26 protein-coding genes are annotated in these 20,934 nt (G+C 62.8%); 10 read left to right on the top strand and 16 right to left on the bottom strand.

Going from position 1 to position 20,934, the window contains the following annotated elements; genetic code table 11:
* Positions 1-3: 3 nt before the first annotated feature.
* The 6 genes from ABDX79_RS07925 to ABDX79_RS07900 form a co-directional block, all read right to left on the bottom strand.
* The gene (locus tag ABDX79_RS07925; RefSeq protein WP_346219736.1) at positions 4-426 is read right to left on the bottom strand and encodes a hypothetical protein; all 423 of its coding nucleotides are present in this window, start codon (positions 424-426) and stop codon (positions 4-6) included.
* A 4-nt stretch (positions 427-430) separates the two neighbouring features.
* Complete coding sequence (locus ABDX79_RS07920; protein ID WP_346219735.1) at positions 431-979, bottom strand: hypothetical protein; 549 nt, start codon at positions 977-979, stop codon at positions 431-433.
* Positions 980-1,051: 72 nt separating this feature from the next.
* Positions 1,052-1,762: an ATP phosphoribosyltransferase gene (gene hisG, locus ABDX79_RS07915; protein ID WP_346219734.1), complete on the bottom strand. Its 711-nt coding sequence runs from the start codon at positions 1,760-1,762 to the stop codon at positions 1,052-1,054.
* A complete protein-coding gene (locus ABDX79_RS07910; protein WP_346219733.1) occupies positions 1,759-2,907 on the bottom strand; it encodes an ATP phosphoribosyltransferase regulatory subunit in 1,149 nt (382 codons plus the stop codon). Before ABDX79_RS07910 ends, hisG begins: the two co-directional genes overlap by 4 nt.
* Positions 2,904-4,511, bottom strand: coding sequence for a histidine--tRNA ligase (gene hisS, locus ABDX79_RS07905; protein ID WP_346219732.1), 1,608 nt, complete (start codon positions 4,509-4,511; stop codon positions 2,904-2,906). Before hisS ends, ABDX79_RS07910 begins: the two co-directional genes overlap by 4 nt.
* A gap of 299 nt (positions 4,512-4,810) precedes the next feature.
* Positions 4,811-5,824 (bottom strand): LLM class flavin-dependent oxidoreductase, encoded by a 1,014-nt coding sequence (locus tag ABDX79_RS07900; RefSeq protein ID WP_346219731.1) that lies wholly within the window; start codon positions 5,822-5,824, stop codon positions 4,811-4,813.
* 108 nt (positions 5,825-5,932) lie between these two features.
* Between ABDX79_RS07900 and ABDX79_RS07895 the strand changes: the two genes are divergently transcribed.
* The 7 genes from ABDX79_RS07895 to ABDX79_RS07865 all read left to right on the top strand — a co-directional run bounded on the left by ABDX79_RS07895 (position 5,933) and on the right by ABDX79_RS07865 (position 10,846).
* A complete protein-coding gene (locus tag ABDX79_RS07895) occupies positions 5,933-6,286 on the top strand; it encodes a DMT family protein (protein WP_346219730.1) in 354 nt (117 codons plus the stop codon).
* Between the two features lie 86 nt (positions 6,287-6,372).
* Complete coding sequence (gene rph / locus ABDX79_RS07890; protein ID WP_346219729.1) at positions 6,373-7,095, top strand: ribonuclease PH; 723 nt, start codon at positions 6,373-6,375, stop codon at positions 7,093-7,095.
* 5 nt (positions 7,096-7,100) lie between these two features.
* Positions 7,101-7,745, top strand: coding sequence for an RdgB/HAM1 family non-canonical purine NTP pyrophosphatase (gene rdgB / locus ABDX79_RS07885; RefSeq protein WP_346219728.1), 645 nt, complete (start codon positions 7,101-7,103; stop codon positions 7,743-7,745).
* An 18-nt stretch (positions 7,746-7,763) separates the two neighbouring features.
* Positions 7,764-8,966 carry a radical SAM family heme chaperone HemW gene (hemW, locus tag ABDX79_RS07880; protein ID WP_346219727.1) on the top strand — a complete coding sequence of 401 codons (1,203 nt, stop codon included), beginning with the start codon at positions 7,764-7,766 and terminating at the stop codon, positions 8,964-8,966.
* A gap of 124 nt (positions 8,967-9,090) precedes the next feature.
* Positions 9,091-9,366 carry a DUF6894 family protein gene (locus tag ABDX79_RS07875; RefSeq protein WP_346219726.1) on the top strand — a complete coding sequence of 92 codons (276 nt, stop codon included), beginning with the start codon at positions 9,091-9,093 and terminating at the stop codon, positions 9,364-9,366.
* 191 nt (positions 9,367-9,557) lie between these two features.
* Positions 9,558-10,454, top strand: a complete 897-nt coding sequence (gene rsmI / locus ABDX79_RS07870) for a 16S rRNA (cytidine(1402)-2'-O)-methyltransferase (protein ID WP_346219725.1) — start codon at positions 9,558-9,560, stop codon at positions 10,452-10,454.
* A complete protein-coding gene (locus ABDX79_RS07865) occupies positions 10,451-10,846 on the top strand; it encodes a YraN family protein (RefSeq protein ID WP_346219724.1) in 396 nt (131 codons plus the stop codon). Before rsmI ends, ABDX79_RS07865 begins: the two co-directional genes overlap by 4 nt.
* A gap of 106 nt (positions 10,847-10,952) precedes the next feature.
* On the opposite strand, the gene ABDX79_RS07860 is transcribed toward ABDX79_RS07865, so the two are convergent.
* The 6 genes from ABDX79_RS07860 to ABDX79_RS07835 all read right to left on the bottom strand — a co-directional run bounded on the left by ABDX79_RS07860 (position 10,953) and on the right by ABDX79_RS07835 (position 15,850).
* Positions 10,953-11,207 (bottom strand): BQ00720 family protein, encoded by a 255-nt coding sequence (locus ABDX79_RS07860; RefSeq protein ID WP_346219723.1) that lies wholly within the window; start codon positions 11,205-11,207, stop codon positions 10,953-10,955.
* Positions 11,208-11,245: 38 nt separating this feature from the next.
* On the bottom strand, positions 11,246-11,677 hold the full coding sequence (locus ABDX79_RS07855; protein ID WP_346219722.1) for an Hsp20 family protein: 432 nt from the start codon (positions 11,675-11,677) through the stop codon (positions 11,246-11,248).
* 193 nt (positions 11,678-11,870) lie between these two features.
* Positions 11,871-12,374, bottom strand: coding sequence for a peptide-methionine (R)-S-oxide reductase MsrB (gene msrB / locus ABDX79_RS07850; RefSeq protein WP_346219860.1), 504 nt, complete (start codon positions 12,372-12,374; stop codon positions 11,871-11,873).
* A 271-nt stretch (positions 12,375-12,645) separates the two neighbouring features.
* Entirely contained in the window at positions 12,646-13,263 is a 618-nt protein-coding gene (locus ABDX79_RS07845) for a fasciclin domain-containing protein (protein WP_346219721.1), read from the bottom strand.
* Between the two features lie 378 nt (positions 13,264-13,641).
* The gene (arfB, locus tag ABDX79_RS07840) at positions 13,642-14,073 is read right to left on the bottom strand and encodes an alternative ribosome rescue aminoacyl-tRNA hydrolase ArfB (protein ID WP_346219720.1); all 432 of its coding nucleotides are present in this window, start codon (positions 14,071-14,073) and stop codon (positions 13,642-13,644) included.
* 166 nt (positions 14,074-14,239) lie between these two features.
* Positions 14,240-15,850 carry a phosphoenolpyruvate carboxykinase gene (locus ABDX79_RS07835; RefSeq protein WP_346219719.1) on the bottom strand — a complete coding sequence of 537 codons (1,611 nt, stop codon included), beginning with the start codon at positions 15,848-15,850 and terminating at the stop codon, positions 14,240-14,242.
* 456 nt (positions 15,851-16,306) lie between these two features.
* Here ABDX79_RS07835 and ABDX79_RS07830 point away from each other — a divergent pair, with 456 nt between their 5' ends.
* The gene (locus tag ABDX79_RS07830) at positions 16,307-16,756 is read left to right on the top strand and encodes a hypothetical protein (protein ID WP_346219718.1); all 450 of its coding nucleotides are present in this window, start codon (positions 16,307-16,309) and stop codon (positions 16,754-16,756) included.
* 76 nt (positions 16,757-16,832) lie between these two features.
* Here ABDX79_RS07830 and ABDX79_RS07825 read toward each other — a convergent pair whose 3' ends face one another.
* From ABDX79_RS07825 to ABDX79_RS07810, 4 genes are all read right to left on the bottom strand, one after another.
* Positions 16,833-17,546, bottom strand: a complete 714-nt coding sequence (locus ABDX79_RS07825) for a GNAT family N-acetyltransferase (protein ID WP_346219717.1) — start codon at positions 17,544-17,546, stop codon at positions 16,833-16,835.
* Positions 17,543-18,445 (bottom strand): alpha/beta hydrolase, encoded by a 903-nt coding sequence (locus ABDX79_RS07820; RefSeq protein WP_346219716.1) that lies wholly within the window; start codon positions 18,443-18,445, stop codon positions 17,543-17,545. Before ABDX79_RS07820 ends, ABDX79_RS07825 begins: the two co-directional genes overlap by 4 nt.
* A 92-nt stretch (positions 18,446-18,537) precedes the next feature.
* A complete protein-coding gene (locus tag ABDX79_RS07815) occupies positions 18,538-18,891 on the bottom strand; it encodes a cell division protein ZapA (RefSeq protein WP_346219715.1) in 354 nt (117 codons plus the stop codon).
* 59 nt (positions 18,892-18,950) lie between these two features.
* Positions 18,951-19,232, bottom strand: a complete 282-nt coding sequence (locus ABDX79_RS07810; protein WP_346219714.1) for a DUF4164 family protein — start codon at positions 19,230-19,232, stop codon at positions 18,951-18,953.
* 329 nt (positions 19,233-19,561) lie between these two features.
* Between ABDX79_RS07810 and ABDX79_RS07805 the strand changes: the two genes are divergently transcribed.
* Positions 19,562-20,488 carry a hypothetical protein gene (locus ABDX79_RS07805; RefSeq protein ID WP_346219713.1) on the top strand — a complete coding sequence of 309 codons (927 nt, stop codon included), beginning with the start codon at positions 19,562-19,564 and terminating at the stop codon, positions 20,486-20,488.
* Positions 20,489-20,491: 3 nt separating this feature from the next.
* Positions 20,492-20,893, top strand: a complete 402-nt coding sequence (locus tag ABDX79_RS07800; RefSeq protein WP_346219712.1) for a hypothetical protein — start codon at positions 20,492-20,494, stop codon at positions 20,891-20,893.
* Positions 20,894-20,934: the final 41 nt, after the last annotated feature.

The raw sequence follows: 20,934 nt of genomic DNA, 5'->3' as shown, positions 1-20,934 counted from the left end.
CCACTATCGGACCGGAAACTCGATCACGCCGCGATGGTAGGGAAAGCGCGCCCGCTGCAAGGGATCGGGCCCTGTAAAAATCAGCCGTACCCGGAAGGCGGCGGGGGCGACGGCGATTAGAAACCGCCGCACGGTCGGATCGTCGGGATAAAACATCGGGATATCGAGATAACGCCGCTCGTGGCGCACCCAACGGGGAATCCCCGGCAACCGCCAGCGCCGGGCCAGATGCTCGCCGACGCCGCCCAGAAAGGCATCGCAGCGGGTATTCTCCACGAAACCCGGATCCTCCGCGATCATCTCGTATTGCCGCTTGATCTCTCCGTCTGCTCCATAGAACTGATCGAGAAACTCCCTCAGATGATGGTCCCAATCGGGATCACCGCGCGTGCGCTCCGCAACCTCCCGCAGGCTTTGTGGCCGCATCGCGTCAGCCTCCGAGCACTTGGGAGAACCGCAACACAATCTCAAAGGGCGGTTCCTCGTCGTGGATCGAAACGTAGATCGTCCGAAGCTCGTCCTCGTCGCGAATGTTGAGATGCGCCGCCAGTCTCCTTGCATCTTCGAGATCGCGGTCGCCCCTGTCGAGGCTCTTCAGCGCCAGAAGCTTCATGGCCAGCATGTAGCGCGGATTGGCGACGACGACCCTGAGGCCCGGCTGATCGTCCGGCGGATAATTTCCGGAAAACTCGAAAAACTCGTCGGGCTCCTCCAGCGGCGTGAACATGCCGACGGCATTGTTCAGCCAATCGGCCTGAAGGCCCATTTCGCGCGCGACATGAGCGAGCGACGGTGCCAGCTTCTCCTGGTCATGGCCATCGCGAACCACCGCATCCACATCCTGCGTGACGCGCCGCCAATCAAATTGCAGGATAAGGGCGCTGCCGCCATAGACCGCGAGCTCGACGAGCAGGCCGCGCCGGGCAAGATCCCGCCCCAGCAAAGTCAGCGCCTCGTTCAGTCTCTCCCGGTCGAGCATAGACTTGCGGTTTCCGTTTCGCCTGACATCCGACGCGCGCCCACGCGCATCGGTCCAGATAAGGTCGAAAGCTTACGTGCCCGAAGCTCCGCTGCCAAACCGTGCGGCAAATTCGGCGGCCTCGGCCTCGTCACTCTCGGAGCGGCGCCGGGTCTTCGACTTCACGAGACAGGCTTCCGATTTCAGAATCGGCTCGTCGGCGAGAACCTTCAGATGGTTCGCCGTCAGGGTCGAGCCGGTGGAAGTGATGTCGACTATCACGTCGGCGGACCCCGCAGCAGGCGCGCCCTCGGTCGCACCGAGGCTTTCGACGATCCGGTAGCTCTGGATGCCGTGCAGCCGAGTAAAGTGGCTCTGGGTCAGGCGCCAGTATTTCGTCGCGATCCTCAGACGGCGGCCGTGGCGCGCGCGGAACGCGCCGGCCACATCGCCGAGATCGTCCATCGTCTCCACATCGATCCAGCTTTCGGGCACCGCGACCACGACATCGGCATGGCCGAAGCCGAGACGAGCAACGATCTCCACCACACTCTCCGGTTCGGGGATCGTCTCGCGGATCAGATCCTCGCCGGTCACGCCGAAATCGATTGCTCCGTCGCGCAGCTCCCGCGCAATCTCGGAGGCCGACAGAAGCAGCACTTCCAGCCCGTCGAAGCCCGTCACGCTGGTGCGATAGGAGCGCTCGTTGGCGGCCGATTCCACCGTGATGCCGGCACCGGCCAGCGTCTCGACCGTCTTGTCCTTGAGCCTGCCCTTGGAGGGAATGCCGAGCGTGATCGTCATGGGGCCACTTTCTCGCTGATGAAGCGGCCATGCTCTTCCAGCCGGGCAAGCCAGAGCGAAAAGCCAACGGCCGGTATCCGCTCCTCGGCGCCAAGCAGGGTCATAAGCCGGTCATAGCGACCGCCGCCAGCCAGCGTCATGCCGCCGCCCTTCGGCATCACCTCGAAGACCATGCCGGTGTAATAATCGATCGGCCGCCCGAAGGCCGCGCGATAGGTGATGGACGACAGATCGACGCCCGCCGCCTGCAGCGCGAGATTGCGCGTTTCGAAAAAGCCGATCGCCCGGTCGAGCACGAGCCCCGCCCCATCGGCGAGCGCGCGGACAGCTTGTCCCGCCTCGTCCAACGGGCAGTCGATGGCAAGAAACCGTTTCAAGAGATCGATCGAGGCATGGCTCAGCCGACCTTCGGCCGTTGCCACCTTTTCAATCAGCCGCTGGGCCACTTCCTGGGGCGTCCGGCCGGAATGGGGCGGCAGACCCGCCTCCTCCATGCGATCGCGGATCGCGCGGATCAGCGCGCCCTCTTCCCGCTCGCGGGCAAGCTCCAGCAGCGCTTCCGGCACATTGTCGAGGGAGGCCGCGCCGGGATTGGCGAGAGCCTCCATCACCTGCACGAGCTGCTTGTCCTCGCCGAAGGTGCGGATCAGCCGGCGCTGCCAGCCGTCCGGCAGGCCGAGCGCCGAAAGAAAGGCCTCGAACAGTCCCTGATCGCCGAGCACCACATCGACACCGCTGATGCCCACGCCGAGCGTCTCGCAGGAGGCAAGCGCATCGGCCACCGCCCGCGCATCGGCCGTCGCAAGGTTCGGCTCGCCCAGATCCTCGATGCCCGCCTGTTCCAGTTCGCGTTCGCCCTCCGCCTCGCGCGGCTGGCGAAAGACGAGACCACGATAGGAATAGCGGCAGGGCAGCGGCTCGCGCCGCTCGATATGATGCAGGCAGACGGGGATCGTGAAATCCGGCCTCAGGCACAGATTAACGCTCGCCTCGCCGCGCGTCAGATAGATGCGCCGGCGCAGCGCTTCGCCCGCCGTGTCGAGATAGGGCTCGGCCGGCTGGAGGAGGTCCATCGTGATGGCGCTCGCCCCGCGCAACTCGAAGAGCGCGGCCAGCGACTCGGCGTTCGCAGGCTGCGCACTCATGCAGACGGGCTCTTTGCCTGCCGGTCGAGGATCGCGGTGACGGCTGAGACCAGTTCGCTCTCGTCCACCATTTCCTGTCCGGCCCGCGCCTCGCGCCATTCGGCATTGTCGGTGATGTCCGCCGACATCTCCTTGCCGAGCGCCAGATCCTTCACCTGCACCTTGCCGGCCGCCTTCTCGTCGCCGCCCTGAATGACGACGCAGGGGGAATTGCGCCGGTCGGCATATTGCAGCTGATTGCCGAACTTCTTCGGATTGCCCTGGAAGACCTCGACCGGCACCGGCGGCTTGGAGGGATCGGCGTTGAGCGCAGTGCGCAGCTTCGTCGCCATCGCCTGATAATCGGCCATGCGGTCGCGATCCATCACGGTCACGACCACGGGACCGGTACGCTCGGTGGTTTCCAGCCGGCCGAGGTTTTTCAGCGCGGTCATCAGGCGCGAGACGCCGATGGAAAACCCGGTTGCCGGGACCGGCTGGCTCATGAAGCGCGAGACCAGCCCGTCATAGCGCCCGCCGCCGCCGACCGAGCCGAACTGCACCTTCTGGCCCTTCTCGTTGACGACATCGAAGAGAAGCTCGGCTTCGAAGACCGGGCCGGTGTAGTATTCGAGGCCGCGGACGACGGAGGGGTCGATCTGAATTCTACCATCGCCGTAACCAGCCGCTGCAGCCATCTCTCCGATCACTCGTAATTCCGCAATCCCCTCTTCGAAATTTTTGAAATCTCCGTACACCTTGCTCATCGCCGAAAGCATGTCGGTGATGTATGGCTCTCCGCCGCTGTCGGGCAGGAAATTAATCTTTGGATTCGGGTCGTAGAGTGTACCCTGTTCCTGCGCCCATTTATTGGTTCTTAGCGTGAGGACGCGGACCAGTTGTCGCGCAGTCTCCTCGTTCAGATGTGCGCCGTCGGTACGGTCTCCGCTCTCATCGGTACGACCGCTCATTAGAAGCGCCAAAACTCCTTCACGACCGAACTTGTCGTATTTATCCAAAGCCCGAAGCACCGTCAGGCGCCGGCCCGCATTCTCCACACCGCCGAGGCCGATCGCCTCCAGCACCCCGTCCAGCACCTTCCGATTGTTCACCCGGATGACATACTGGCCGCGCGGAATGCCCAGCGCCTCCATCGTGTCCGCCATCATCATCGCCATCTCGGCATCGGCCGAGACATTCGGCGCGCCGACGATGTCGGCGTCGAACTGCATGAACTGGCGGAAGCGGCCCGGCCCCGGCTTCTCGTTTCGGAAGACGTAGCCCGCGCGGTAGCTGCGATAGGGTTTCGGCAGACTCTCGTAGTTCTCGGCGACGAAGCGGGCGAGCGGCGCAGTGAGATCGTAGCGCAGGCTCATCCACTGCTCGTCGTCGTCCTGAAGCGAAAAGACGCCCTCGTTCGGCCGGTCGCTATCGGGCAGGAACTTGCCCAGCGCATCGGTGAATTCGAACACCGGGGTTTCCACCGGCTCGAATCCATAGGATTCATACACCCGGCGTATGGTCGCGAGCATCTGCTCCTGCGCGCGCAGATCCTGCGCCTCGCGATCGACAAAGCCGCGCGGCAGACGTGGAGTGACACGCTTCGGCTTCTTGTCCTTGGCCATTCTCGCGAGGGTCCTGTCTTGTCGTGTTCAGTTCGTGCATCGAGGCGCGCATATGTGCACGCCGCACGTTCCCGGTCGCTCTACCGGATGCGTTTCGGAGGGACAAGGCAAGAGAGTGTCTGTCTCAGAGCTCTCGCAAGCGCTTTCTCTTGCTTCGAACACCCGTCATCCCAGCCAGTCCTCCTGGACTCTCGTCATCCCGGCCTCCGAGCCGGGATGACGAAGGAGGAGGTGCGGAGCACATCCCCCAGGAGCCCCGTATGGCGCCCGAGCATGACGAGAGAGCGGAGCAGGTCTCCTCAAGCCGCCTGACGGACCGCGCCGATCGACCGCATGGCCTCGGCGGCAATACGATGGCTTTCCTTGCGCTTCGCATGGTCGTGGATCTGGCTCGCAAAGATGATTTCGTCGGGCCGGTAGCGCTCGATCCAGCCCTCGATCGTGGCCCTGACGCTTGCAGGCGAGCCGACCGCGGAAATCCGCAAGGCCTCGTCCACCCCGGCCTTGATCGCCGGATGGACGGTCTCGTCGAAATTCTCGATGGGACGGGGAAGCTTGCCGGGATTGCCCGAGCGCAGATTGGCGAAGGCCTGCTGCATGGAGCTTTTAAGAAACGCGCCCTCCTCGTCCGTTTCCGCGCCGAAGACGTTCGCGGCGAGGATGAAGTGCGGGTCGGGATGCCGCTCGGACGGGCGATAGCTCCCCCGATAGGCCGTCACCGCCTCGGCTAGAGCGCCCGGCGCGAAATGGGAGGCAAAGGCATAAGGCAGGCCGAGATAGGCCGCCAGCTGCGCGCCATAAAGGCTCGAACCCAGAATGAAGATCGGAACTTCCGTGCCGACGCCCGGCACCGCACGAACCTTGCCGGGCGCGTCGTCGTCCTTCGCGAGATAACCCATCAGCTCGATCACGTCCTGCGGGAAACTGTCCCCGCCGTTCATCGCGCGGCGCAGCGCCATCGCCGTCTTCTGGTCGGTGCCCGGCGCGCGCCCGAGGCCCAGATCGACACGTCCGGGATAAAGCGTTGCCAGCGTGCCGAAGGCCTCCGCCACCATCAGCGGCGAGTGGTTCGGCAGCATGATGCCGCCGGAGCCGATGCGGATCGTCGTCGTGTTCGCGCCCACATGGCCCAGCGCGACGGCCGTCGCGGCGCTGGCGATGCCCACCATATTGTGGTGCTCGGCCATCCAGAAGCGCGTATAGCCCAGCGTCTCGGCATGGGCTGCGAGGTCGGCGGAGTTGGCAAGCGCGTCGCGCGCCTCGAAACCGTCGGGAATCGGCGAAAGATCGAGAACGGAATAAGGTATGGACATGGCTGAGATCCTTTCACTCCGCCATATGGGGAGATCGTCCGGCCTCCGAAAGGCTTGACGCGGCACGATAAAATCCCGGCCATCGTCACTTGTGGGAATACTTGACGCATGAACCCGACAACCACCTATGTCCTGCCGATCGTGATGCTCATGGCCTCCAACGTTTTCATGACGTTCGCCTGGTATGGCCATCTCAAGTTCGAGAACCGGAACCTCTTCCTCGTCATCGTCGTCAGCTGGTCGATCGCCTTTTTCGAATATTGTCTCGCCGTACCCGCCAATCGCATCGGCTACACGGTCTATTCGCCGGCATCCCTCAAGGCGATCCAGGAGGTCATCACGCTGACGGTCTTCGTGATCTTCTCCTGGCTCTATCTGAACGAGCTGCCGACCCTCAATCATCTGGTCGGCTTCGCCTTCATCGCGCTCGGCGCATACTTCATCTTCGCCGGGCCGCTCTGATCGCGAACGGCAACGCCTTCCCTCAGCCGCCCATCCCCGTTAGAAGCCGGCAACGATCCATTAACCACTTCTATTCGGGAGCCATCATGCGCCCATCCAAACGCCCCGCCGACGCCATGCGCGAGGTTTCGCTCACAACCGGCGTCAACCGCCACGCGGAAGGCTCATGCCTCGTCAAGTTCGGCGAAACCCATGTCCTGTGCACCGCGAGCCTCGAGGAACGCATTCCGCCCTGGCTGAAGAACTCCGGCAAGGGCTGGGTCACCGCCGAATACGGCATGCTGCCCCGCGCGACGGGAGACCGCATGCGCCGCGAGGCATCCGCCGGCAAGCAGGGCGGCCGTACGGTGGAAATCCAGCGTCTCATCGGCCGCAGTTTGCGCGCCGTCGTCGATCTCGGCGCCCTTGGCGAACGTCAGATCACGGTGGACTGCGACGTGATCCAGGCCGATGGCGGCACCCGCACCGCCTCCATCACCGGCGGCTTCGTGGCGCTCGCCGAATGTCTGAAGTGGATGGAAACGCGCGGCATGTGCCAACGCAAGGACGTGCTGAAAGGCCATGTCGCGGCCGTTTCCTGCGGCATCTACAAGAACGAGCCGGTTCTCGATCTCGACTATGCGGAGGATTCGGTCGCCGAAACCGACGCCAATTTCGTGATGACCGGCGCTGGCGGCATCGTCGAGATCCAGGGCACCGCCGAAGGCGCGCCCTTCTCCGAAGACGAGTTCATGCAGCTGATGGCGCTTGCCCGCAAAGGCATCGGCGAACTGGTGGACGCTCAGACCACGGCGCTCGGAGACGCGTAAAGACCATGCCCCTTCTCAAACCCGAAGACGGCCCCCTTCTCGTTGCCAGCCACAACCGCGGCAAGATCTGGGAAATCCGCGAGCTGATGGAGCCCTTCGGCTTCGAGATCACCTCCGCCAAGGAGAAGAATCTCGAAGACCCCGAGGAAACCGGCACCACCTACGAGGCGAATGCCGAGATCAAGGCCCTCGCCTCGCACAAGGCGACCGGCCTTGCCTGCCTGTCGGACGATTCCGGTCTCTCGATCGACGCGCTGAATGGCGATCCGGGCATCTATTCGGCCCGCTGGGCGGGGCCGGACCGCGATTTCGCCATGGCGATGCGCAATGTCGAGGAAAAGATGCAGGCCGCCGGAGCGACGACGCCCGAAAAGCGCCGTGCGACCTTCGTCGCCGTTCTTTGCCTCGCCATGCCGTCGGGCGAAACCCATCTTTATCGCGGCGAGGTTCACGGCCAGATCGTCTGGCCGCCGCGCGGAGAGCTCGGCTTCGGCTACGACCCGATCTTTCTGCCGGACGGCCTCGAAAAGACCTTCGGCGAGATGATGTCGGCGGAAAAGCATGCCTGGAAGCCGGGCCAGCCCGATGCCCTCTCCCATCGCGCCCGCGCTTTTCAGAAATTCGCCCGGGAAGCCCTCGGGACAGATTGAGCGGATAGTTTCAGGCCGATGAGCACGAGCCTTCTCGAAGCGCCGAGGACGAATGTCCTTCCTTTCAAGCCGGTCCCCACGGACCCCGGCTTCGGCGTCTATGTCCATTGGCCTTTCTGCGCCGCCAAATGCCCCTATTGCGACTTCAACAGCCATGTTCGGATGAAGCCGATCGATCAGGCGCGCTATGCGGCGGCCTTCGAGCGCGAGCTGGCGGAGATGGGCCGGCGGTCCAAAGGCGAACGCGTCACCTCCATTTTCCTCGGTGGCGGAACGCCCTCGCTCATGGAGCCGGCGACGGTCGGCATCATCCTCAACGCGATCGCCAATATCTGGACCATCGCGCCGGATGCCGAGATCACCCTCGAAGCCAATCCGTCGAGCGTCGAGGCGAGCCGGTTCCGGGGCTATCGCTCGGCCGGCGTCAACCGGGTGTCCCTCGGCGTGCAGGCGCTCAACGATCGTGATCTGAAGCGCCTCGGCCGCCTGCACAACGTCGAGGAGGCGCTTCGCGCCATCGGGCTTGCCCGCGACATCTTCCCCCGCCTCTCCTTCGATCTCATCTATGCCCGGCCGGACCAGACGGTTACCGCGTGGGAGGCAGAACTCTCCCGCGCCATCGATCTCGCGGCCGATCATCTCTCGCTCTACCAGCTGACGATCGAGGAAGGCACGGCCTTCCACGCCCTCCACAAGGCCGGCAAGCTGATCGTCCCGGACGGCGATCTTTCGGCGGACCTCTACGAGGCGACCCAGACGCTCACCGCTGCCAGGGGTCTGCCGGCCTACGAGATCTCAAACCATGCCGTGCCGGGGGCTGAAAGCCGCCACAACCTCACCTATTGGCGCTACGGCCACTATGCCGGCGTCGGGCCCGGCGCCCATGGGCGCCTGTCATGGGATGGCTACCGCTACGCCACGGCCAACGAGCCCCTGCCGGAAACCTGGCTGCAGATGGTCGAGGACTGGGACCACGGCATGATCGTGGAAGAAGCCCTCAACACCGCCGAGCAGGCGGATGAGCTTCTTCTCATGGGCCTTCGGCTCACCGAGGGCGTCGACCTCGCCCGGTGGCGAAAACTGTCCGGTCGCGCCATCGATCCGCGCGCCGAACGCGACCTGATCGACAACGGCATGATCGAGCGGCTCGGCCCTGATCGCCTCCGCTGCACGCCGGCCGGCATGATGGTTCTCGACGCGGTGGTCGCCGATCTCGCCTGAGCCGCGCGGCGCGGCACCAAGAAATTCGTGAACGACGTTGTGAATAGCCTTTGGTCGACACCCGGCTACGGAGATAAAGCGCGACGCCTGCGGAAATCTTTTCTCGCTAAGTTGTTGAAGAGTAATGGCTACAACAGCTCGCACTTCGCAATCGACACGCACGATGCCGACCTTCTATTTCGATGTAGAGGACGACAGGACGCTACACCGCGATGAAACAGGCATCGAGTGCGACAGCAGCGATGCCATTCAGAAATTTGCGATCGAGGCCCTGCCAACCATCGCATCGGAGAGAGTCCTAGAGGCCAGTGCGCACACGATCGCGATTCTTGTTCGCGACGAAGCCGGCGCCTATGTCTTCCGTGCGGAAATGACCCTGACTGCAGGCTGGCTGCGATAGAGCGAAATGCGATAACTCTGGCTCGGCACTTCGCTCCAAGCTTTTGTTTTGTCGCATGATGTGATCCGAAAAGTCATGCAACTTTTCGGCATCATGTTCTAGCAGCCGGGGAAAGCCTTCCAAGACGGTCGTGAAATTCGCGAAGACTGACCGCTGGCGGTCTTTGCCCGGCCCGTATAATCCTTGCGCCCATGACCCAATCGAATACCAGCCGGACCTACAGGATCAGGGACGCCACCCACGAAGCGCGGCGGCCCGAGCCCGGCCTCTACCTCGTCGCAACGCCGATCGGGCATCTCGACGACACCAGCCTGCGTGCACTCGATACCCTCGCGGGGGCCGATCTTCTGGCCTGCGAGGATACACGTGTCACGGGCAAACTGCTGAAGCGCTACGGCATCGAGCGGCGGATGACCGCCTATCATGAGCATTCCGGCGAGAAGGCCGGCGACGCGCTGATCGAGACCGTGCGAAACGGCGGATCGCTGGCCCTCGTCTCCGATGCCGGAACGCCGCTGGTATCCGATCCAGGTTACGAACTCGTGCGGATCGCAATCGAGGCAGATGTTCCGGTCTTCGCAATCCCCGGCGCCTCAGCGATGCTCACGGCTCTGGCGGTCTCGGGCCTGCCGTCGGATTCCTTCTTTTTCGCAGGATTTCTGCCGTCCAAGGAAAAAGCGCGGGCCGACAGGCTCGAAGCTCTCATCCGCATTCCCGGCACGCTCGTCTTCTACGAGGCACCGCACCGAATCGCCACCAGCCTCGCGGCGATGCATTCGGCCCTGGGCGATCGCCCGGCGGCCGTCTGCCGTGAGCTGACGAAAATGCATGAAACGATCTATCGCGGCCCACTTTCGACGCTTGCCGACGAATTTGCCGCGATGGAGACGGTCAAGGGCGAAATCGTCGTCTGTGTTGGGCCGCCCGTCGAGGAGGAGCGCCCAGACGAAGCGGACATCGACGGGATTCTTTCAGGGCTTTTGTCCGAAATGAAGCCCGCCAAGGCTTCCCAGGAAGCGGCCCGATTGACCGGCCTTCCCCGGCGCGAGCTCTACCAGCGCGCACTGTCTCTGAAGGACAAGGGATGAGCGGACCGGGGCGGAGCGGCCAGCGACCGGGCAAAGCCGAGCGCCGATCGCGGTTTCGCCGCGGTCACATTGCGGAATTCAGGGCCGCTCTCGCGCTCATGCTCAAGGGCTTTCGCATTTCCGCCCGTCGCTACAAGGTCAAGGGCGGCGAAATCGATCTCATCGCTCGCAAGGGCGATCTCGTCGCATTCGTCGAGGTCAAGGCGCGAAGCAGTGTCCAGGCGGCGATGGAGGCGGTCGGCCCGCATGCTCAGCGCCGCATCGAGAACGCGGCCGATCACTGGCTTCGCCATCAGGCCGACCACGCACGGCTTTCTTCGCGCTTCGATATCGTCGCCGTCGTGCCGCGGCGATGGCCGGTCCATATCCCGAATGCCTGGACGGCGCGCTGAGCGATGCTTCCACCGCTCGATCGCCCAAGAAAAAAGCGCCCCCAGCTAGGCGGAAGCGCTTCGTTCTGTTTCATTGGTTCGGGTACGGATGCCGCCGTCAGCACCGTCAGTGAATGCTGACGGTCTCAAGCTCGTTCTGGCTCGCGCTCTGCAGGATCGATCCCGCATCGTCCGAAACGGCGAGCGGCGTACCGTCGGCGCCAAACAGCGCCCAGAGTTCAAGGCCCGGCTCGATCTGGTTGCCGACCGGAAAGCGCTTGATCATCTCGTCGGAAGACATGCGCCGCATATAGGCGATGTTGCCCTCACCGATCGAAGCGAGATCGTATTCTGTAACGTCGTTGATGTTCATATCAGTCATGTTCGTCTCCTCGGAAGGCAAACGCGCGAAATCGAAAATCATTCCTCGACCGCGATTTCAATTCGTCTGACGATCCGTTCCGGTTCAGGCTTCGCCAGATCGATGGACAAGAGGCCGTTCTTCAACTGGGCGCCGATGATTTCCATGCCATCGGCAAGCAAGAAGCCTTTCTGAAACTGTCGCGCGGCGATCCCTCGATGAAGGTAGACCCGCTCGCCTTCCTCGGCCTGACGGCCGCGAATGATCAGCTGGTTTTCCTCCGTCAGCACTTCGAGATCTTCGGGCCGGAACCCGGCGACCGCGAGTGTAATCCGGATCATCTGAACATATCCTGAAGCCACTTCGGACTGGATACGTTCGATATTATAGGGCGGATAACCGTCGCCGCCTTTCGCGAACCGCTCCAGGGTCCGCTCGATGCCGTCGAATCCGAGAAGCAACGGGCTGGAAAATAGGGTGGTTCGGCTCATGATGTTCGAGTTCAGATCCTTCGTGAAGCGACCTTGATGGCTTCGGCCCATTGAGGCACCGCCGCCGTCTTCACGAATATGGGGTTCTTCCATCGCACCTTCAATCGGCACGTCTGTCGCGATTTCCAACAAAAACGCCGCGTTCATAGAAGAACGCGGCGAAACGTCTCGCTCTATCGGGCCTCTCGGCCCATCAGCCGACGCTGGTCGGTCCCGGCTTGAAATTCAGCGCGACGCCGTTGAGGCAGTGACGCTTGCCGGTCGGCTTGGGACCATCGTTGAAGATGTGGCCCAGATGACCGCCGCAGCGGGCGCAATGAACCTCGGTGCGCGGATAGATCAGCTTGTAGTCGGTCTGCGTACCAACGGCCTGTTCGCTCAGCGGTGCCCAGAAGCTCGGCCAGCCCGTGCCCGAATCGAACTTCGTCTCGGAAGAATAGATCGGGTTGTCGCATCCCGCGCAGGCATAGATACCCTGCTTCTTGTTGTCGTTGAGAGGGCTGGAGAACGGCGGTTCGGTCGCCTCTTCGCGCAAGACAGCGAACTGGCCGGGCGTCAGGCGTTCACGCCATTGCTTCTCCGACATCTGGACGGGGAATGTCTCCTCGGCGGCATTCGCCCCGTTTCGCGTGAAGAGGCCGACTGCGGCCGCCCCGGCAAGGGCTGTGGCAGAGGCAAGAAAGCTGCGTCGTGGCATGGGCATCGTTCGTCTCCTGAAAGGTTGCCACCGCGGTGGTCCGGCGGCGACGAAAATCCTTGTTGCGTCTAAGATAGGTTCGCGCGGAGCGAGCGAAAAGTTTCACGCAGTCGCACCCGCCGCCCTTTTCGAAAGGCGACAGCAGCGACGCTCCGAGGAAAGCCGCTGAGACGCGGCGTCGACACCAAATCCCTGCACGGACACAGATTCGCCCGCGCGGTTGACCCGCGCGGGCGACAGAGAACCGAATAATAACGGTTCCTTAAGAGAGTTATTCGCTCGGCATCAGAACCGTGTCGATGACGTGTACGACGCCATTCGACTGCATGACATCGGCCTGAACGACGTTGGCCTTGTTGCCCTCGGCGTCGGTCACAACGATCGTATCACCGTCCATCGAAAGCGTGATGTCGGTGCCTTCGAGGGTCTTGGCCGGATGCTCTCCGCCATCGTCCTGGATCATCTGCATTGCGGCCTCGGACGTCGCTTCGGCCGGCACCACGTGATAGGTGAGGATCTTCGTGAGGCGCTGCTTGTTCTCCGGCTTCAGGAGTTCCTCGACGGTGCCCTCCGGAAGCTTCTCAAAGGCTTCGTTCGTCGGCGCGAACACCGTAAGCGGGCCTTCGCCGGACAGCGCGTCTACAAGGCCGGCCTCTTTGACCGCTGCGACGAGCGTCGTCAGATTCGATGCCTCAGACGCGTTCTCCACGATGGTCTTCTGCGGATCCATCGGAGCGCCGCCGACCATCGGCATGTCATTCGAACCGGTGTCACTGGACATCGAGCTGGACCCGCTCGACGAAGAACCGGAATTGGCGTCCTGCGCGAATGCGGCTCCGCCAATGACGAGCGATGCGATTGCGGTGGTGCGGATCAGGGTCTTCAACATAATAATTGACCTCCTCGGCCTGAATTCTTGTTTCCTGCTCTTCGGGTCGCGAAGATGTCAGGCACCCTTCGCGTTGAAGGATTATGGAAGATACGCGAAACCGAGAGTAATGGTTTCAGAATATTTCTTCACGAAAACGTTCAAACTCGACATACGACTGTCGTAATCGGCTTCGTAACTCTACTCCGTAACAAAAACGGGCCAGCGCAAATCGCGTATTTTTGAGAGGTCGCGGCGGATTGGTGCAGCCGCTCGACTGTCGCTCGCTCGAGCGAACGGCTTCTCCAGTCCCATGCAACGGTTCGCGTGCAGACCGAGCTATTGGCTCAACGCCGTGCGCAGGGAACGGTGTACGCCATCTCCATCAGCGCGCTCCGCTCAGCCGTCGTCGACCCGGCCCCGCATGGCCTTGATCTGCCCTCGCCCCTTCTTCGCCTTCAGCCGTCGCTCCATCGCGCCGCGCGAGGGACGCGTCTTCTTGCGCGGTGGCGGGGGTGGTTTCAGCGCTTCGAGGATCAGGTCGCGCAATCGATCGCGCGCATCCTCGCGATTTCGCTCCTGGGTGCGGTGGCGCGAAGCCTCGATCAGCACTTCGCCATCCTTGGTCGCCCGCCGCCCGGCGATCCGCATCAGTCGTTGCTTGGCATCCGCACTGATCGCGCCGGACCGGGCCGCATAGAACCGCAGCTGCACCGCGCTCGCCACCTTGTTGACGTTCTGGCCACCCGGCCCGCCGGCGGTCAGGAACTGCTCTGAAAGCTCATAATCGGGAATCGTGATCCGACGCGTGATTTCGAGGGGATCGGGCATTCATGGGTATCCGGGCGGTGATCGGGAGCGCCCTTCAGGTTATAGGCCGCGCGGCCGGCGCGTGGAGTCCGCGCTTCATCGCAGCTTTCAAGAAGCACGAACGAAAACGGCCCGCGCATCACGCGCGGGCCGCTTCGGAAGGGAGGTGGAATTTAAGGAGGCGACCTTACTCAGCCGCCATCTTAAAATTTGGCGAGGCTTCGAGAACCGAACCGTCGACCGAGTCCTCGAACCGGTGGAAGTTCTCTTGGAACATCTCGACGAGGCGCTTTGCCTGGGCATCATAGGCTGCCGGATCGCTCCAGGTCGCACGTGGATCGAGGATGCGATCCTCGACACCATCGACCGAGACCGGCACGGCAAAGCCGAAATAGGGGTCCGTGCGGAACTGTGCGCCTTTGAGGGAGCCGTCGAGCGCGGCGGCGAGAAGCCGGCGGGTTGCCTTGATAGGCATGCGATTGCCGGTTCCGTAGGCGCCGCCCGTCCAGCCCGTATTGACGAGCCAGCAGTCCACATCATGTCTGGCGATGAGATCGCGCAGGAGATTGCCGTATTCCGATGGATGGCGCGGCATGAACGGTGCACCGAAGCAGGTCGAAAACGTCGCCTCAGGCTCCGTCACGCCCTTTTCCGTGCCCGCGACCTTCGCCGTGTAGCCGGAGAGGAAGTGGTACATCGCTTCCGAAGGCGTCAAACGGGCGATCGGCGGCAGAACGCCGAAGGCATCCGCCGTCAGCATCACGATCGAGGACGGATGGCCGTCTCGGCCGGTCTTCGAAGCGTTCGGAATGTAATGCAGCGGGTAGGCCGCGCGGGTGTTTTCGGTGAGGGACCCGTCGTTGAAGTCCGGCACGCGGGTTTCATCGAGGACGACGTTTTCGAGAACGGTCGCAAAACGGCGCGTCGTGCTGAAGATTTCCGGCTCGCTCTCTTCGGACAAACGGATCGTCTTCGCGTAGCAGCCACCTTCGAAGTTGAAGATGCCGTCTTCGCCCCAGCCGTGCTCGTCATCGCCGATCAGCGTGCGCTCGGGATCGGCCGAAAGCGTGGTCTTGCCGGTGCCCGACAGGCCGAAGAAGACCGCGGACGAGCCGTCGTCTGCGACATTGGCGGAGCAATGCATCGGCATCACGCCGGTCTTCGGCAGGCGATAGTTGAGCGCGGTGAAGACGCTCTTCTTCATCTCGCCGCCATAGGAGGTGCCGCCGATGAGGACCGTGAGGTTTTCCAGATCGCAGCCGATGACCGTCTCGGTCCGGCATTCGTGACGCTCGGGGTCAGCCGTGAAGGACGGCAGATCGATGATCGTCATCTCCGGCACGAAGCTTTTCAGCTCTTCCGCACTCGGACGGATCAGGAGATTGCGGATGAACAGGGCATGCCAGGCAAATTCGGTGACGACACGAACCTTGATGGCGTTCGCAGGATCGGCGCCGCCGATTAGGTCCTGAACGAAGAGATCCTTGCCTTCCGAATGGGACTTGAAGTCGTCATGGAGCCGGCCAAACGCTTCGGGGGACATGGGCTTGTTGTTGTCCCACCAGACAACGTTCTCGGTTGCCTCGTCGCGGACGACGAACTTGTCCTTGGCGGAGCGGCCGGTGTGCTTGCCGGTCGTCACGTTCAGCGCGCCGTGCGCTGTCAGCTGGCCCTCGCCGCGGCGAACGGCGATTTCGACCAGCTCGGCCTCTGACAAGTTCCAGCGGATCGACTTGAGGTTCGAAAGCCCCGTCGTCTCAATCCCCGCGTCGGCATTCCGTATCCCGATCTCGTTCATGACGTCCATCCCGCTCGTAAAACGCATACGGCTCGTTTGAAAACGAGCCGCCTCTCGAGCAAAAGGCTAGCGCAGGGGATCGATTGTGACAACAGTATTACGGAGAAACGCGAAGAAAAACCAGATCTTCAATCGATTTTATTTGCACCCCGAGCAATTCAAACGGTTAGAGGCCAAATTAAATCGTTTCAAAAATAAAGAATAGAAATTTAGGGACTGCGCTTTTGCACAGCTTGCGCCCCGCGCATGAGGCGAGCGGCAGAATAATCCACTAAAGTGAGATATTTTGCCCCGGCAAATCTGCCTTTGCCAGCCCTTTGACGAGGGCCGTCGCCGGCAGGATTACGCCCCGGCACCGAACATTCCTAACAAAGTATTCCCTGTCTCAACCTTCGCTTAAGGATTGCAGGTCGATAATGGCGCTCAAACAGGTACAGCGTATTTTGAGAGGCCAATATGATGAACTTCGTCGCGACCGCTGCCGGTGCAGGTATTGCCGCCGTCGTTCTCGTCGCCAATCTTCAGGGCGCGCCGCTTCCGGCCGAAACGACCCGGGCCGGCGCAACCCTCATCGATCCGCGCACGACCTCGAGCGTGCCGGTACCGAGCGTTCAACAGCCCGCCTCCGGCATGCGGATGATCGATCTCAGAAGCGGCGCAAGCTGCCGGATCGTCAATCCGGACGGCCTTTCCGAAGAGTTCAAGGCTGCTCCCATCGGCCCCGATTGCCAGAGCTCGCCGGCGATCGGCCGGGTCGCCAAATGGCGCAAGATGGCCGACGGCACGCTTGAAATGGCCGATGACCGGGAACAGCCCGTGCTTCGTTTCATGCCGGGCGATGGCGTTCTCTACGAGAGCATCTACCCGTCGGAAGCCCTGGTCACGATCGTCTCGGCCAACGGCTGACAAGAGCCGTCCAGGCGAACGAGCCGCTCCATCACCGATCAAATCCTTAAATGGTGCGCCGGGGACCGGACACCGTTCAAGCCTTGCCGAGCGCCTCGGCGGTCAACACGCCGAGAGGCGTCAACTGCTTGGCGTCCGCGTTGAAGTTCGCAGCATCGAGCCAGCGCTCATAGGCCGGCTCCAGCGCCGGCCATTCCCGGTCGAGCATGGAATACCAGGCCGTATCCCGGTTCTCGCCCTTGACGATCTGGTGCTGACGAAACAGGCCCTCGTAACTGAACCCGAGACGCTCGGCGGCCCGCTTCGACGGCCCGTTGTTGTCGTTGCACTTCCATTCGTACCGGCGATAGCCGAGCGTGCCGAGCACGAGCCTTGCCAACAGGAAGAAGCCCTCTGTCGCGGCGATCGTCCGCTGCATGGAAGGCGCCAGACAGACATGCCCGATCTCGATCACGCCGTTCGGCAGATCGGCGCGAAACAGGGCGCAGGCGCCGGCCGCGCGGCCGGTTTCTTCGGGCACGAACGCATAGAAGCGGTGCCCATCCTTGAAATAGGTCGTCGACGCGTAGTCCCGATAGTCCGCTTCCGTCTCAAACGGCCCGCTCGGCAGCCATCGCCACAAGGCGCCGGCTTCATCGGCTGAATAGGCGTCCCAGAGTTCTCCAAACCGCCTGTCGTCGTTGATCGGCTCAAGGCGCACGGTTCGGCCGACAAGCGTCTCGGCAGGCGGAAAATCAGGCGGCGAGTAGGTGGAAAGATCGGCCGCGGTCTTGATCGACACGTCGGTCATCGGGATCTTTGCTTGACGAATTGGATCACCTCGGAGCGGATCGACCGATCGCCCAGCTTGAGGGCCGTCGCAAAGGCCTTGATCGTGCCGGTATGGTCGACGCCGGGCACGATCCGGTCGGAGACCGCGACACCGGTCGACCGCGTCTTGGCCGCCAGCGACCGGGTGTTCTTCGGATCGACCACGGTATCTGCCGCGCCATGGATCAGCAGCATCGGCGGCTCGTCGCCGTTCACGAAATTCACCGGCTGGCTCGCCTGCCGCGTCGCTTCGGGAAAGATGCGCATATAGCGCTCGTCGGTCAGCGGCAGGAAGTCGTATGGGCCGGACAGGCCGATGAACCCGGCGAGCCCATTGATGGAGCTGCCTTGGCGGGCGAGATAGCGCCCGTCTGTCGCGAGCAGACCGGCGATCTCGGCCCCGGCCGAATGGCCCATCAGGAAAAGCGGGTGGTTTCCAGCCGGGATGCCGTTTTCGCCGCGCTTCGCCCACTGACCGACCGAAACGGTGGCCTTGGCCGCGTCATCGACGAAGCCGGGAAATTGGACCTCGGGGTAAAGCCTGTAATTCGGCACCGCGACGATGATCCCCTCGCTCGCCAGCGACTGTCCGACGAAGAGATAGATGTCTTTCGAGCCCGTATCCCAGCTTCCGCCATGAACGAAGACGACCACGGGCGCGTTCGGGCCGGCGCTCTCCGGAACGTAGAGATCGAGGGTGCCCCGCGCGCCCGACATGTAGCGCACATTCTCGACGACACTGTACCCAGCGCCGCTCGTCACCGCGTTCAGCGCGCTGGCGCAGCCGGCCAGCATCAGGGCATAAAGCGAACAGATGATGGGGGTGATCCCCTTGAAGGCTCTGGTTTTCAGGGACCCGTCTTTGTCCGCTACGCTCATGGTCTCATCTCGCTGCCATAGAATTCAGATCGCGCTCGAAACGCCGCAGCGAATGCGGACGATCCGACTTGCGAACATACGCCGATGACGCGTCAGGAGATGCGGCTCGTCAGCGTTTCCATCAGATGGGAGGCCTTGTCCATCGCTCTGACGAAGCGGGCGCGCAGGTCGGCCATCCGCTCTTCAAGCGAAGCGATACTGCCCTTCAGGGCCCGATTTTCGTCTTCCAGCTTATGTAAGCGCTTTTGGGCATCCGCCAACTCGTCCGCCGTCATGATCGCCGCCATGATCGTCAGCCGCTGGTCACCGATCTGGCCGACGCCGTCCTTCAGACCCTGGATCTTTTCCTCGATCCCCGAGGCAAGATCGTGCAGATGGTCCTCCTCGCCCGGCCCGCAAGCCATGCGATAGGTCTTCCCGTCGATCGTTACGACCACCTGCGGCATCGCGGTCCAACTCTTCCCTCGTCTGGTCTCGTTCAGGCCGGATCTTACCGGCCAGCGCTTTATTCCTCGCTTGGTGCGATCACCTCGCGCACCCGCTCCATCGCATCGACGAGCCGATGCGACACCTCCCGGTTTGCCTTTTCCAGCCTTTCGCTACGGGCGAGCGCATTATCGAGTTCGCGCGCAAGGCGTCCCCGGTCGGCGGTCATGCGCTGCATGGCGGCCTCCGTGTCGACCAGCACAGATTCACGGGCGATCCGTGTGTCGATCGCCGCCGACAGCGCGTCGACGGCTGCCTTCAATCGCGCCTCGCTACGCTCGAAATCACCGTCCGCCGCCATGTTCCGGTCCGTTTGATTCGCTGAAGTGTCCCACTTGCCTTTCGGTTTAACCCGCCGAAAGGCCGCGGGAAAGCCGGGGCGAAGCTCACGATGCGGCAAAACGGATTCAGGGCCCATCATCCGGCCAAAGTTCCGGCCTTTACCCTGGCGTCAGCGAGGAATTGCGCCGACGTCGGAAACGCCCGATACTTGATCTCCAGTGCCGGAGTGCACGCAAGGGATATCGAGGCCGGCCGCGCCGAGTATGCGTGAGGCCCGGCGCGCCTCGGTAAAGGGACAAGAAGTCGGCAAGGCTCCGTCTTGCTGAACGAAGATTGGTACAGTTCGGTATGGCTGCACACATTGACAGCGTTCTCGACGCCTATGTCGATCGTTATGGAGAGAATGCGGGCCTCATCCTGCTGCAAACCATTGCGGATCGGAACGCCGGCGGCCTCGGCTATTCCATCGAGATCCACCCCTTTATCGATCTGGACGGCTGGGAGGTCGACGAGGCCCGCCGGCTCATCAAGCTCGATTCAACCTTCTGGGGCAAAGCGCTCAGCACCTCGAACCTTGCGAAGAATCTCAACGAGGCGATCGAGACGAAGATCACGAAAGTCCGCGAGGGCCTCGTTTCGCGGATCGCATGGGGAAGCGGCAAGGTTATTTTCGGCGTCATCGAGACCGGCGTCGGCGTCATCGGCATCATCGTACCCGAACCCGGCACGACGACCGCGGGCGTCGTCGTCACCGCACTCGGCGTCAATACGATCACCGACGGCATCACGCAGCTCTCAGGGGCCAATCGCGGCCGGGGTATCAATATCCTCGGCGAAGGGGCCGGCGTGATCGGAGCAGCTGGCGCCCGCCTTGCAGGTGCCGATCCCACGGTGGGCGAGGCCATCGGCAAGGGCATTTTTCTCGTGTCATCGGTCGCCGTCGGCTCGCTTGGATCCGTGCGGATCCTGCACATACCCGGGACGAGCGTCACGCAATTCGCCACGCGCACCGTCAAAGGCACCAGCGGCGGCGCGACGATCGGCCGCCTCAACATGGCCTATCCGTCCAGCCGCGCCGGAGACGGCATGACGATCATCAACATCAACAACAATGCCGGACAGAGCATCCTGCGCTTCGTCACCCATAGCGGCCAGCTTCAGGCCAATGGCCGGATTGTCGGCGTCGAGAAGATCCTGAGGCATACGCCAGCCGGCAAGGAGATGCTGAAAGGCCTCCTCAAGCTGGCGCGTCACGGTTTCATCAAGGGCCTCTGAGGCATGATAGAGCTGCTCGAATGGCCCGAAAATGATGGCGATACGGCCCTGAGGCGAGCGTTCGACGCCAAATTCATGGCGCTCGCCAAAGATGCGCAGTCTTTGGTCTTCGTCCCCGTTCCCTCGCCCCGCGGATCGACAGCCGCCGCGATCGCGTCGAAAGCCGGCGCCCGGGTGATCGAGCTTCCCCATCAGGGCCTCGGCTGGGTGGTGCCGAGAGAAAATCTCCCGGACGCGATCGAGCCGATCTTCGCCGCGCGGATTCCGGAGTTGACGGTCCTCTGTTTCGGGCAAGACCCGTCCTACGCAGATGTCCTGGCCGCCTTGAAGCAGGAACCCGGCGCCGCCGAAACGGTCCTTGAATTCGAGGACGGCGAGCTGATCGCGCCCATGACCGCGACCTGACCCTTCGCAAAGCCGCATCTGCGAACCCCAGACCCGGCGAT

This window comes from Fulvimarina fulva, assembly GCF_039652615.1.
Lineage (GTDB): Bacteria > Pseudomonadota > Alphaproteobacteria > Rhizobiales > Rhizobiaceae > Fulvimarina.
This window is presented reverse-complemented; position numbering and strand designations above follow the sequence as displayed.